Raw genomic sequence first — 12,380 nt, 5'->3', positions numbered from 1 at the left:
TGGCTTATCATCATTTTCCATGCCTGATTCAGTAATGCGGTTAAGGCGGTTTGATATGTATACTTGCATGACGGCACTGTCCTTTTTTTTGGTTTTACTGTCAGCTTCGCTAAACTTCCTGATAATGCGGGGTCCAAATCTACCCGTTTCACTTTTTGGCACATCATTAGGGAGTGAAGAAGCGTCCGGGAGGCCGGATCTCATATGAGAAAAGCCATGGATAAGGAAGATATTAAGATAACGGATTGGCAACGTATTCTTTTTGGTGATACCCCGATGGTATTCTTGGTGGAAGTTTTCTTAAGGACCATTGTAGTGTACTGCGCGCTATTGGTTGCGCTTAGGTTTATGGGAAAGCGGATGACCGGACAGCTGTCGATGGCTGAAATGGCTGTAATGATTACATTGGGCGCAATCGTATCGGTACCTATGCAGTTGGCTGACCGGGGCGTATTATTGGGACTGCTGGTCTTGGTGTGTGCCCTGTTGTTTCATCAAGGCATTAACCTTTGGCAGGTTCATAGCAAACAAGCAGAATGGTTAGCTGAAGGACGCGAGAGCCTTTTAGTTAAGGATGGTGTATTGCAGCTGGCATCGTTGAGAGCTAACAAGATATCCAGGCAACAGCTGTTTGCCGCGTTGCGGAATAAAGGGATTTTTAATTTGGGTGAAGTGAGACGGGTTTATCTGGAAGCCAGTGGAATGTTTTCCATCTTCTATTTTGAGCATCCAAGGCCGGGAATGTCAACGACCTATGAACTGAATGAGTCATCTTTCGATTCAGCGACAACGGCAGAAGACGATCCGCACGTGTGCAATACCTGTGGATTCTTGGCTGAAGCCAATATTGCAGGAGAGCAAAAAGCCTGTTCGAATTGCGGTAGCTTGACATGGATTAAAGCGGTAAATTAGTTATGGAGAAACAAGATATCAAGCTTTCCGATGTTTCCCGTATCCTCTTCGGGGAAGTGCCCGGCGAATTTTATGTGGAGGTGATTTTCAGGATACTTATAATCTATTTGGTGTTGATGATAAGTATGCGGGTGATGGGAAAACGGATGGCATCGCAGATCGGTCGGAACGAAATGGCTGCCATGGTGTCATTGGCTGCAGCTATCGGAGTTCCGTTGCAGGACCCGAGCCGAGGGCTCCTGCCCGTTATCGTTATTGCATTAATTGTCATGTTTTTTCAAAGCTTAATTACACGGCGTGCAGCTATCGATCAACGATTTGAACGGATAAGCCAGGGAAATATTGAATTGTTGATAACAGATTCAATCCTCAATTTGGAGGGAATGGAACGGAGCAGGTTGTCAAGAAATCGACTGTTTGCACAACTGCGATCGATGCAGGTAAGCCATTTGGGAATGGTAGATAGGCTTTTCTTGGAAGCCAATGGCACTTTCAGTTTGAAGCTCAATCCTGAAGCAAGGCCGGGGCTGTCCATTATGCCGGAGTGGGATCAGGAATTCTTGTCAACGATGGAGCAAGATGAGGAGGCCGTTGCATGCGGGCGTTGTGGAAAAACCGTAACGAAAAGCGAACAGCCTCTCACGTGTCCGAACTGCGGTCGGGCCAACGAATGGACAGTCGCCATTAAGTGAAGACAAGTGTCCGTTTCATTGTCAGCGGTTAACAAATTTATGGAATGTACTCACCTCGCCATCGGCTTTCTTCTCTTGGTAAAGGAAGTCTAATTGCTCTTCGTCAAATTTCTCGAAGAAATCTTCCCACGGAATCTCTTCTAAATCGTCCTTGTTTTCACTGTTTTCCGGAAAATGGATACGCAATACACCTTCGTCGTTCGTATTGCCGGTACCTTTAACCTTAGCAGGAACGCCGCCACGCGCAGACGCCCACCGTTTTATTTCTTCATGATCATGGGTTTGTTTGGATGCACTCATGTCTACTGATGTTAGATAAGTTCCATTTACTCTTGGTTGCCCTTATTCGGATTCCGGTTGGGGTTTTTAAGCCGGACATTCTCTGCGGGTTCTTCCCCTGCCTCTAAGTACTTTTCCGCTGTTTTATCTTCCTGCCCCAGTTCATTTACAGCAAATGCGTCCCTAAGGTTGTTTCCGCTTTTTCCTTTTCCGGACGGGCGCCCTTTCCGTTTGATGTCATTTTCATGTCGATCTGTTCCCATACCATACTAACAATCCACGATTTCGTATGTTTAGAAAAAATGCATATCCATCTGCCGCAGAAGCTGACGGTGCTATGGCGTCAGTTTAGCAACCCTGCGTGGTGTATCTTTGCCGGCCACGATACCCCTTGTTCCTAACGCAATGGCCTTGATGGAGGAAACGATGTTTTCCACGTTAAGCGTTTCAACCTCATCCTTTACCGTATGGTAATACTGATCTTTCTCAATTTGTACCGTGGAAAACGTGTGGGCTGGTACGCCGAGCGCCGCTAAAGATGCATTGTCGCTTCGGTAAAACAGGTTTTGCGTAGGATAAGGATCGGGATGGAATGTAAACGGGGTGCCTTGTACGTTGGCTTGCATAATTTCAGCTAAATCTGACTGATTGTAACCTGTTACGTACAAAGCATTAGGCCCGAAACGGGAGTCCTTTCCAATCATTTCAATATTAATCATGGCTATGACATCATCGGGGTCCAACTGCTGGGAAAAATATTTAGAACCGACCAGGCCGATTTCTTCAGCTGTAAACGCAACAAACAGGAGGGTACGCTCATTATCGTTTCGGTTTTTAAAGTAACGGGCCAAGCTAATTACAGCCGACACGCCTGATGCATCATCGTCGGCCCCGTTTGCAATGGAGTCCTGACCAACAGGCTCGATGATGCCAATATGGTCGTAATGTGCAGAAAAAATAACATACTCGTCAGGTTTTGATTTGCCTGGCAGCATGCCGGCAACGTTAAAGAGCGGCAATTCCTCTATGGTATTGGTAAAGCTGACGCGAAACGATGTCGGCAAAGAGTCAGCCAATACATAGGCGATGGATGGGCTGGGTGCTGCGTTTTGCTGCATGATTCTTCCTTGCATCAAATATCCCTTGTAGCGCTTGAAAAGCGTCGCAAAACTGGTGTCAACCACCACAACAGCGTCTCTTCCTCCTACAGCTACTTCCCTGAAACGTCGGGCGAAATCTTCGCCGGCCTTAATCTGGATGACGGCCACTCCGGGATCTGTGTTCCAGTTTATGCCGGGACTATTGCTTGATATGATAACATGATCTTCAGGAATTTCTGCTCCGTCAAATACAATCTCCCATGTTGCAGGGCTGATTCGTGTAACGTGGAACGTTTGTCGGTAATTCTCTTCCGCAAAGGGGGCTAAACCTATTTTTTTGAATTCACCGGCTATGAAATCAGCGGCGCGCTCTGCCCCTGGTGTAAAGGAAGCCCGGCCAGCCATGTCGTCTGCAGCCAAGGTTCTCAACAACCGGGTTACCTCCATGGTATCGACGATTCGATCAGAAGATTGACGGATGGCACATGCAGCCAAAAAGCAGGACAGCAGGATGCTATAAAGTATTGTCTTTAACATAGCTTCGCCTTTTATCGTAGCCAAACATAATCAAAATACGTGGTATTCGCGAGTATCATATCAAGAACGCGGGTAATTTTATGCCGAGCACAGATGGAGCCGGTTGATACGTGCCTTCATATCCCCTCTACAACTTGCATATTAAAGGCAATTTGTATAAGTTTGACGTTGAAAAGAAGACAGCATGAAAGAAATAACGGTTGAAGAGCTAAAAGCTAAGATAGACACCAATGAGGATTTCCAACTGATTGATGTGCGTGAACCATTTGAGTACGAAACCTCGAATATCAACGGCGAGAATATTCCGTTAGCAGAAGTTGTCCTTGAACAGGACAAGATTGCCAAAGACAAGCCGGTTGTGGTCCATTGCCGTAGTGGCAAACGGAGTGCCCAAGCTATCCATATATTGGAACAGGAAGGATTTGATAATTTATATAACCTTCAAGGTGGTATTCTGGCTTGGCGCGATGCGTTCGAACCCGATATGCCGGTATATTAATTCCAGAGAAAGGGTATGAAAAGACACTTTCTATACAATACCCTGCTGAATATCGGGCTTATTTTGATGACGCTTAGTGCAGTGGCAGCATTTCAGAGCCGCCAATATCTGGCTTTGGTTGTTTCGATGGCGATTATCGGCGTACTAGGGTATCTCAAATACCGCTTATTGAAGCAGGTGCGGCAAATGACTAGGCGTAAATAACCGTGGCGTGGTCACTACGGTAATGATACATATTGGTCTTCGTTAAGGCAAACCAATGCATCGTTTTGCAAAACCGGAACAACGGCAATCGTATCTGTTTGCAGACAAAAGGCTATATCTTGCTCAATGTGCAGGTGCTGCATGCGCTTTGCATGGGACGCCCTGCTAAGGAAGCCGGCCAAATCTCCCTGTGCTTGACGAAACATCGCTAAGGCAACTTGAGCAGAATCATCCATTTCAATGTCGTCATGTGATATCCTGCTGATCACACCGCCGGCGAAAACGGTATCCTCCAGGTTTACATGGTTTTTCCAGCCTGCGCAGACCAACAGGATATGACGGTTCTGTTTGTTTAGCCAGTTGGAAAGTGCGCCGATATTCAGAAATGATCCGATGGCGACCGCCGTGGCTCCGGCGCAGTGCCGGATGGCGCGTGTGCCGTTAGTTGTGGTCAGCACAATGGTTTTGCCTTCAACCCGATCCCGAGTATAGGAGAACGGCGAGTTGCCAAAGTCAAAACCTTTTACGACTTCGCCGTTGCGTTCTGCGGCCAATAAATATCCATGTTTGCGGTAGGCCAAACATTCTTCTACTTCTGCAACGGGGATAATCGCTTTGGCACCGTTTGCCAATCCATAACACATGGATGATGTTGCCCGAAAAATATCGATGACAACCGCAACGGTATCATCCAGATGATAGTAGGGCAATAGGGCAGGACTTAGGCAGACCTGTATACTTTTGGGTCCAGTGATTGCCATGTTATTTTACAAAAGGCGGTTTAACTACTTTGGCTTTTAAGTGATTATTGCGGATGTCTATATAAATTTCAGAACCCTCCTTAGCATGACCCATGGTAACGTAGCCCAGCCCGATAGATTTGCGCAGCGTAGGAGACTGTGTTCCGGATGTAACACGGCCGATGGGTTGGCCGCTTACGTCAACTATCGTATATCCATGGCGTGGAATACCCCTGTCGATCATTTCAAACCCGACCAACTTGTTTTGTAATCCAGCTTCTTTCTGTTTTTTCAAGCCTTCGGCATTGACAAACTCTTTATTGAATTTGGTTACCCATCCCAAACCAGCTTCCAGCGGCGACGTAGTATCGTCTATGTCATTCCCGTAGAGGCAGAAGCCCATTTCGAGCCGCAAAGTGTCTCTCGCGCCGAGGCCGATGGGTTTGATGCCATAAGGTGCGCCGGCATCCAATATCGCTTCCCACACTTTTTTGGCGTCTTTGTTGGCTACATAGATTTCAAACCCCCCGGCTCCCGTATAGCCAGTAGCTGATACCAGTACGTTTTCCACGCCGGCAAACACTCCTTTCTTGAATGTATAGTATTCCATGGTACTCAAATCCATGTCCGTTAGGCTGGCCAATGCGTCTGTGGCCTTAGGGCCCTGGACAGCGAACAATGAAGTTTCGTTCGAAATATCTTTCATGGTAACCCCGTAGGTGTTGTATTTCGAAATCCAATCCCAATCTTTCTGGATATTACCGGCGTTGACTACTAAAAAATACGTTTTTTCATCGATGCGGTATATGAGGAAATCATCCACAATTCCACCCGTTTCATTAGGGATGTAGGCATATTGTACTTTGCCATCATAAAGTTTAGCCGCATCATTGGAGCTGATTTTCTGCACCAAATCCAGTGCGTGGGCGCCTTTTAGGATAAATTCGCCCATGTGGCTTACATCGAAAACCCCAACTCCTTTGCGCACAGTTTCATGTTCATCATTGATCCCTGTATATTGTACGGGCATGTTGAAGCCTGCAAAAGGTACCATCTTGGCTCCCATTGCGATGTGCATATCAGATAGAGCAGTGTTTTTGATCATAAGTGCAATTCTTTGGTTGGGCAAAGCTAAGGAAAATGGCGGTGCCATGAAAATGTTATGGCACCACCATCGCATCATTTTTCGGGTTTGCGGTTCAGTTGCAACACTTCATTGACATTGATCTCCGTGACGTAACGGGTTACACCGTCCTTATCCACATATTGCCGGTTTACCAATTTGCCTTCGACGCATATTTCGGAGCCTTTGGTCAGGCTTTTTTGTGCGAAAACGGCTTGGCTGCCCCAGAAAACCAAGTTGTGCCACTGGGTGTCTGTAACCCAATCGCCGTGGGCATTCCGATACCGTTCATTAGTTGCTATGGATACACGGGCAAGGCTTCTGTTATTATCCAATACTTTTGTTTCCGGATTGCTTCCTAAGAATCCTGTTAAGCGCACGCTGTTCTTTAATCTGTTCATGGTACGTAAATAAATTAAGACAATAATACAACAAATGAATACCGCGGCTTCCCTCGGCCATCGGCAAGGGCGAAAATGGGTAAACAGCATTGTATCAGCCGGATGATAAACGAGTATATCCGTTTATAAACGTTTAGACATGGATAGTATGTCAGCCGTAGGAATAATCCAACCTATCCGGAGTACAGGTAATAAAAACGCTTCTGACGGATCAGGCCGTCTGGTTATGCTCGTTGTCGCTTTGGCGGAGCGTATGCTTGATGTCCGGTGATTTGGACATGGTGACCACTGCTGTCTCGGGATGTGGCAATAAGAAGTAAAAAGTCGTGCCTTTTTGCCCATTGCTTTTTACGCCTATCTTGCCGCCGTGTTGCTGGATAATGGCGTCGCAGATATAAAGCCCCAACCCCATTCCAAGAAGCCGTTGCATGTCACTGTCATCTGTCCTGAAAAAGCGATCGAATATCCGGCCTTTCAGCCCATCGGCAATTCCGATGCCTAAATCCTTAATGCTGACTTTGATTTGCCCATCGTTGGTGGTTTCTGATGTAACGTGGATATCACCACCGTCCGGCGAGTACTTTATTGCGTTTAAAATCAGGTTTGTCAACACCTGTGTGATCCTTTCTCTGTCTACCAGTACCGTCTGCCGGTCTGCCGAATGGAATATAATGCGGTGAATCCGTGTAAGTGACTGCAGGTCATCGACGCATTCTCCGATCAACAGATTCAGATCCGCCTTTTCAAGATTCAGTTCTAAGGGGCCGTCCATGACTTTGGTCGAATCCAATAGCTTGTTCAGCAGTTTGGTAAGGCGGTTAGTGAGTTTTCCCAGTTTCTTGATAATGAGGAAATTGGTTTCTTCCGAGTTTTCATAAAACCGATCCGTCAATAGTTGGGCATAGGCCTTGATACCTGTAACGGGTGTTTTCAACTCATGGCCGGCTATTGCGATAAATTCACTTTTATGTTGTTCAAGCGTTTTCTTGTGCGTGATGTCCATGACACAGCCGGCCATGTATTCAGTTGTGCCGGCTGTTAAAGAGTACATACGGGCGTAGAACGCAAGCCAGCGTTGACCGCCCCTGGGTAGAACTATACGGATATCTTCCTGTATTAATCCCGGGCCTCCGGGTGCTCTGGCTTTTTCAACCGCGCTCTCATACCGGTTAGCATCGTCAGGATGAAGGATTGATCGGAAAAGTACGGCTAAGTCGGCTGTAGCTGCAGGTGCTTCGAGCAGGTTTAGCATCTGTTCGTCGGGCTTTATCTCGTCTTTTTCTAGGTCCCAGATGAAGGTGCCGAGTTCCGCGGCAAGAACCGCTGAACGTAACCGTTCTTCCGACTCGCGAAGTGTCTTTTCGGCTTTGCTCCTTTCAATGAGGTCTGCTGCCTGACGAGCCAGGATATCTATCAACCATAGGTTATACTCCGTTGGTTGATGAATGCAGTTCCAGTAGGTAGAAAGCACTCCTGCGACTTTACCGTCCCGTGATACCAGCGGAGTTGTCTGTATGGAGCGGATGGCTGACCAACGGAAGGGCTCCCGATCGTCTTCAGTAACGGACTCGCAATGTTCAATATCGGCTATAAACACCCGACGCTTCATGGTTGGCACCGTTTCAAAGGCAGTGCATGCGGGCACCTTTACTGTTTGCCAACATTCGACCGTCCGGCCGTCTAATCCCTTATGGGCAAGAAGTACCAGTTCATCGCTTTCCGGAACGAAAAGCTGTATGCTGCCCATATCAGCCTCCATGAGATTAACGGCAGCATCAAGAATATCGTTGTATAATTGATTTATGTTGTTCTCCGTTACTAAGCGGGTGCTAATCTCTTGCAGTTTTTTCACACCGGATAGTGCCGTAGCCAGTCTGTGTTCGTGTTGGGGTGCGTTACGTTTTTCCATAGTATCTGTGAACTACTTCTGCCCACCTTTTCTTCTGCAATAAGTGATCCCTTTTTGCGGCGTTGGCCGCCGTAATGTAGCGGTTGAATGGATTAATTCCGATATCTCCAAGATATTCGTACATTTGGAAAGTTTGCTTATGGAAAATTGTCCATAAGCTGGAATAAGCGATGGAATGCAGATATGTCTATTAGCAGTGAATCTGATTGGATAGGAATCAGGAAAGCCAGCGAAGCGGTGGCTACAACGTTGAAATCCATGCAGGAGTATGCCAAGCCGGGCATAACCACCAAGCAATTGGATGATTTCGGCAAGCAACTTCTTGAAAAGCAGGGTGCTAAGCCTGCGCCGGCGCTTACCTACGGTTTTCCAGGTTGTACCTGTATCAGTTTGAACGGAGAAATAGCGCATGGTATACCGGCGGTTAATCGGGTCATTCAGGAAGGTGATCTGGTGAATGTTGATGTGTCTGCTGAACTGGACGGATATTGGGCGGATAACGGCTGTTCTTTTGTCGTAGGACAGGATCTGTACCGCCATCAACCGTTGGTGAACGCGTCTAAAAGCATCCTGAAGAAAGCCATCGGTCAAATCCGCGGTGGAGTTCGTATCGCTGATATCGGGAGGCTTATTGAAGGTCTAGCGAGGAAATCAGGTTACACTGTCATCAAAAATCTTGCAGGGCATGGGGTGGGCCGTAGTTTGCACGAGGAACCGCATGAAGTAGCAAATTACTATGACCGCTTTAACCGGGCCCGGTTTAAAAAGCATACGGTAGTGGCAATAGAAACGTTTATATCTACGCATTCTACCCTCGCATATACACAAAAAGACGGGTGGACATTGGTGGGTAATCGTGGTGGGTTTGTAGCGCAACATGAACATACTATAGTGGTAACAGACGGAGAGCCCATTATCTTAACCGCCCGTAACGGCATTTGGGAGTAAAAGTAAACGATAGCGAATTATGCTGTTTCAAGAAATTATCGGACAGGATAGTGTAAAGCGGCACCTCATCAATACGGTAAAAGAAAACCGGGTAAGCCATGCCCAGCTTTTTCTGGGCCCGGAAGGTAGCGGCAGCTTGGCCCTTGCGGTTGCTTATGCTCAATACATCAATTGTGAAGACAGGCAGGCGCACGATAGTTGCGGAACGTGTATTTCTTGCCGGAAATACGGCAAGTTAATCCATCCAGATTTACATTTCTCTTATCCGTTTTTTGCTAAGCATAAAGAAGACACGGCTACTACATATGCAGAGGAATGGCGAAGAGCCTTTCTGAGCAATCCTTATTTGAGCCTTGATTATTGGCGTAACCAGCTAGAGGCAGAAAATAAGCAGGCCAACATTAACATCGCCGAGGCTCATCATATTATAAAAAAGCTCAGTCTCAAAGCTTTCGAAGCGGAATATAAGGTGCTGATTATGTGGCTTCCGGAATACCTAGAGTCTCAGGGCAACGCTTTGCTGAAGCTGATAGAAGAGCCGCCGGCAAAAACATTATTCCTCCTGGTGGCTGAAAATCAGGATAAAATACTGAATACCATTATATCGCGTACGCAGCTGGTTAAGATTAACCGGCTTGATGATACGAGCGTTGCCAAATATTTGATAGATGCCTATCAACTGGACGGACAACAGGCTGAAGAGATAGCCTTTATCAGTGACGGGAATATTCAACGGGCCATTGATGTATTGGGCGAAGGCGGTAAAGGCCATTTTGATCTTCTGATTCGTTGGCTACGGTATTGTGTGACGGATGCAGGTTCACAGCTCGTCAAAACCTGTGATGAAGAGCTCGCCAAGTTAGGCCGCGAAAATCAAAAGAGCTTTTTGCTTTATGCGGTCAATACCATGCGGCAGGCCGTGCTGCTGAAGGCAGGGATGTCGCAACTGGTTCATTTACCGGAGACAGAGCTGGACTTTGCTCAGAAATTCAGTAAACATTACCGCTTAGAACAGATTGAAGAAGCCATCCGGCTGTTCGAAGAAGCTCATTATCACATTGAGCGTAATGCCAACCCGAAAATATTATTTTTAGATTTATCTTTGCAATTGGTTTTAATATATAAATATCACACGTTCCGTCGCAGGGCGGACTCAATATATATAGACAACTATGGGGTGTAGCAATTGCTCATCCGGCGGAGGGTGTGGAACGACACCTGCAGGCTGCCAAAACAATGGTGCTTGCATGACGAGCGGATGCAATAAATTGGATGTATATGATTGGCTGGCCGATATGGACATGCCAACAAACTATAAACCCTTTAACATCGTAGAGGTAAGATTCAAAGGTTCAAGGAAGGATTTTTATGTCAATCCGGATAACCTGTACCTTGAAATGGGTGAGATGGTGGCTGTAGAGCCTAATACGGGGGGATATGACATTGGACATGTTTCAATGACAGGCGAGCTGGTCAGGCTGCAACTGAAAAAGAACAATGTAGATCCATCTGCGGTGTCCAAAAAGGTTTACCGGAAAGTGACCGATGCCGATATTAAAAAGTGGCAGGCTGCTAAAGATCTGGAGTGGGAAACCATGCATAAAGCCAGAAAGATGGCCCTTGATTTGGGGCTGTCTATGAAGATTAGCGATGTAGATTTCCAGGGCGATAAATCAAAGGCTACGTTTTATTACACGGCCGACGGCCGCGTCGATTTCCGGGAGCTTATCAAGCGGATGGCGGAGGCGTTCCGCGTGCGGATAGAAATGCGGCAGATTGGTATGCGGCAGGAAGCAAGCAGGCTTGGTGGTATCGGATCCTGCGGCAGGGAACTGTGCTGCTCTACATGGCTCACTGATTTCAAGACCGTATCTACGTCCGCAGCACGATACCAGAACCTTTCGCTGAACACCTTGAAGCTTGCCGGACAATGCGGAAAGCTCAAGTGTTGTTTAAATTATGAGCTGGATAGTTATATGGATGCGCTAAAAGACATCCCGAATAACATAGAACGCATTGAAACCCAGAAAGGAACCGCATTCCTGCAGAAAACCGATATTTTCAAAAAGTTGATGTGGTTTAGTTATCCCGGTGAAGAAAACTGGATTCCGCTTACCACTGATCGGGTTAAGGAAATTCACCAATTAAATAAAGAAGGTGTACGGCCCGACGATATCGGGGCGGTGGTGATCGAGACTGTGGAGGAAAAACCTGTTAGTTATGATTATGAGAATGTGGTGGGGCAGGACAGCTTGACCCGATTGGACGAACGGAATAAGAAAAAAAAGCGCTCAAATAAGAGCAAACGAAAAGGGGGGGGCAAAAAAGAAACGAAAGAGGCAGCCGCGCCGGAGGCTTCGGGCAGAGAGGCCAAAGTCAGCGGGCAAAAGCAGGCTGCACCAAAGCAAGGTGCCGAAGCACCCGGTACGGGCAACGGAAAGCCGGCTAAAGCCAGAAAGCGCTCACCTGGCCGGCAAAGAAAGGGAAAAGCGGGCGGGCAGCAGCAAACTAAACCACAGGACGGTTAACAGATGTATCGGTTCAGTGCAGCATTTTTAGGAGCGATTTTTTTGACCGTATCCTGTACGGACTCGGCATTGCTTGATCAATATCTGGCAATACCCGGCAATGCCTGGGATTATCACGAAAAGCCGGAAATCGTAGCCCGGATTACCGATACCGTCCAGCCCTATCACATATACTTGAATTTCAGGCATACCCCGGATTACAAGTATGCCAACGTTTACGTGCTGCTGCATCAAACGTTGCCCGATGGCCGGGATACTACTGAACGCATAGAACTGCCTCTTGCACTATCCGATGGCCGGTGGCTGGGAAAAGGTGGGGGGAGCGTTTATACTCATCAAGTGCTCATTAAAGAAGGCGTGCGATTCCCGGATACGGGAACTTATGTTTTTACCTTAGAACAACACATGCGCGAGAATCCGTTGCGTGAGGTTACCCATGTGGGTATGCGGATTGAACCAACGGAATAACCGCATCCAGGAAATTCCTCACATGCCAAAATGAAGATGT

The 12,380-nt window shown here is 47.1% G+C and carries 15 protein-coding genes; 8 read left to right on the top strand and 7 right to left on the bottom strand.

Going from position 1 to position 12,380, the window contains the following annotated elements; all coding sequences use genetic code 11:
- Positions 1-216: 216 nt before the first annotated feature.
- The gene (locus BM030_RS10845; protein ID WP_090973719.1) at positions 217-912 is read left to right on the top strand and encodes a DUF421 domain-containing protein; all 696 of its coding nucleotides are present in this window, start codon (positions 217-219) and stop codon (positions 910-912) included.
- Between the two features lie 2 nt (positions 913-914).
- On the top strand, positions 915-1,604 hold the full coding sequence (locus BM030_RS10840) for a YetF domain-containing protein (protein WP_090973623.1): 690 nt from the start codon (positions 915-917) through the stop codon (positions 1,602-1,604).
- Positions 1,605-1,625: 21 nt separating this feature from the next.
- Here BM030_RS10840 and BM030_RS10835 read toward each other — a convergent pair whose 3' ends face one another.
- The 3 genes from BM030_RS10835 to BM030_RS10825 all read right to left on the bottom strand — a co-directional run bounded on the left by BM030_RS10835 (position 1,626) and on the right by BM030_RS10825 (position 3,520).
- Positions 1,626-1,904, bottom strand: coding sequence for a hypothetical protein (locus BM030_RS10835; protein ID WP_090973622.1), 279 nt, complete (start codon positions 1,902-1,904; stop codon positions 1,626-1,628).
- Positions 1,905-1,930: 26 nt separating this feature from the next.
- Positions 1,931-2,146, bottom strand: coding sequence for a hypothetical protein (locus BM030_RS10830; RefSeq protein ID WP_090973621.1), 216 nt, complete (start codon positions 2,144-2,146; stop codon positions 1,931-1,933).
- Between the two features lie 72 nt (positions 2,147-2,218).
- The gene (locus BM030_RS10825; RefSeq protein ID WP_090973620.1) at positions 2,219-3,520 is read right to left on the bottom strand and encodes a M20/M25/M40 family metallo-hydrolase; all 1,302 of its coding nucleotides are present in this window, start codon (positions 3,518-3,520) and stop codon (positions 2,219-2,221) included.
- Between the two features lie 184 nt (positions 3,521-3,704).
- Between BM030_RS10825 and BM030_RS10820 the strand changes: the two genes are divergently transcribed.
- Together BM030_RS10820 and BM030_RS10815 are read left to right on the top strand one after the other, a co-directional pair.
- Complete coding sequence (locus BM030_RS10820) at positions 3,705-4,019, top strand: rhodanese-like domain-containing protein (RefSeq protein ID WP_090973619.1); 315 nt, start codon at positions 3,705-3,707, stop codon at positions 4,017-4,019.
- 15 nt (positions 4,020-4,034) lie between these two features.
- Positions 4,035-4,223, top strand: coding sequence for a DUF6358 family protein (locus BM030_RS10815; protein WP_090973618.1), 189 nt, complete (start codon positions 4,035-4,037; stop codon positions 4,221-4,223).
- A gap of 14 nt (positions 4,224-4,237) precedes the next feature.
- On the opposite strand, the gene BM030_RS10810 is transcribed toward BM030_RS10815, so the two are convergent.
- The 4 genes from BM030_RS10810 to BM030_RS10795 all read right to left on the bottom strand — a co-directional run bounded on the left by BM030_RS10810 (position 4,238) and on the right by BM030_RS10795 (position 8,396).
- Entirely contained in the window at positions 4,238-4,984 is a 747-nt protein-coding gene (locus BM030_RS10810; protein WP_090973617.1) for a 2-phosphosulfolactate phosphatase, read from the bottom strand.
- Position 4,985: 1 nt separating this feature from the next.
- A complete protein-coding gene (gene gcvT / locus BM030_RS10805) occupies positions 4,986-6,065 on the bottom strand; it encodes a glycine cleavage system aminomethyltransferase GcvT (RefSeq protein WP_170845712.1) in 1,080 nt (359 codons plus the stop codon).
- 77 nt (positions 6,066-6,142) lie between these two features.
- On the bottom strand, positions 6,143-6,487 hold the full coding sequence (locus BM030_RS10800; protein ID WP_090973615.1) for a single-stranded DNA-binding protein: 345 nt from the start codon (positions 6,485-6,487) through the stop codon (positions 6,143-6,145).
- A 211-nt stretch (positions 6,488-6,698) separates the two neighbouring features.
- The gene (locus BM030_RS10795; RefSeq protein ID WP_090973614.1) at positions 6,699-8,396 is read right to left on the bottom strand and encodes a GAF domain-containing sensor histidine kinase; all 1,698 of its coding nucleotides are present in this window, start codon (positions 8,394-8,396) and stop codon (positions 6,699-6,701) included.
- A gap of 183 nt (positions 8,397-8,579) precedes the next feature.
- On the opposite strand from BM030_RS10795, the gene map reads away from it, so the two are divergent.
- From map to BM030_RS10775, 4 genes are all read left to right on the top strand, one after another.
- Positions 8,580-9,344, top strand: coding sequence for a type I methionyl aminopeptidase (gene map, locus BM030_RS10790; RefSeq protein ID WP_090973613.1), 765 nt, complete (start codon positions 8,580-8,582; stop codon positions 9,342-9,344).
- A gap of 19 nt (positions 9,345-9,363) precedes the next feature.
- Positions 9,364-10,527, top strand: coding sequence for a DNA polymerase III subunit (locus BM030_RS10785; RefSeq protein WP_090973612.1), 1,164 nt, complete (start codon positions 9,364-9,366; stop codon positions 10,525-10,527).
- A gap of 64 nt (positions 10,528-10,591) precedes the next feature.
- Positions 10,592-11,872 carry a PSP1 domain-containing protein gene (locus tag BM030_RS10780; RefSeq protein ID WP_244518862.1) on the top strand — a complete coding sequence of 427 codons (1,281 nt, stop codon included), beginning with the start codon at positions 10,592-10,594 and terminating at the stop codon, positions 11,870-11,872.
- A gap of 3 nt (positions 11,873-11,875) precedes the next feature.
- A complete protein-coding gene (locus BM030_RS10775) occupies positions 11,876-12,340 on the top strand; it encodes a gliding motility lipoprotein GldH (protein WP_090973610.1) in 465 nt (154 codons plus the stop codon).
- The last annotated feature ends 40 nt before the right edge of the window (positions 12,341-12,380 follow it).

Origin of the sequence: Parapedobacter composti (assembly GCF_900112315.1) — a bacterium.
GTDB classification, from domain to species: Bacteria; Bacteroidota; Bacteroidia; order Sphingobacteriales; family Sphingobacteriaceae; genus Parapedobacter; species Parapedobacter composti.
The sequence above is the reverse complement of the archived record's forward strand: the minus strand, read 5'-3'. Positions and strand labels throughout refer to the sequence as shown.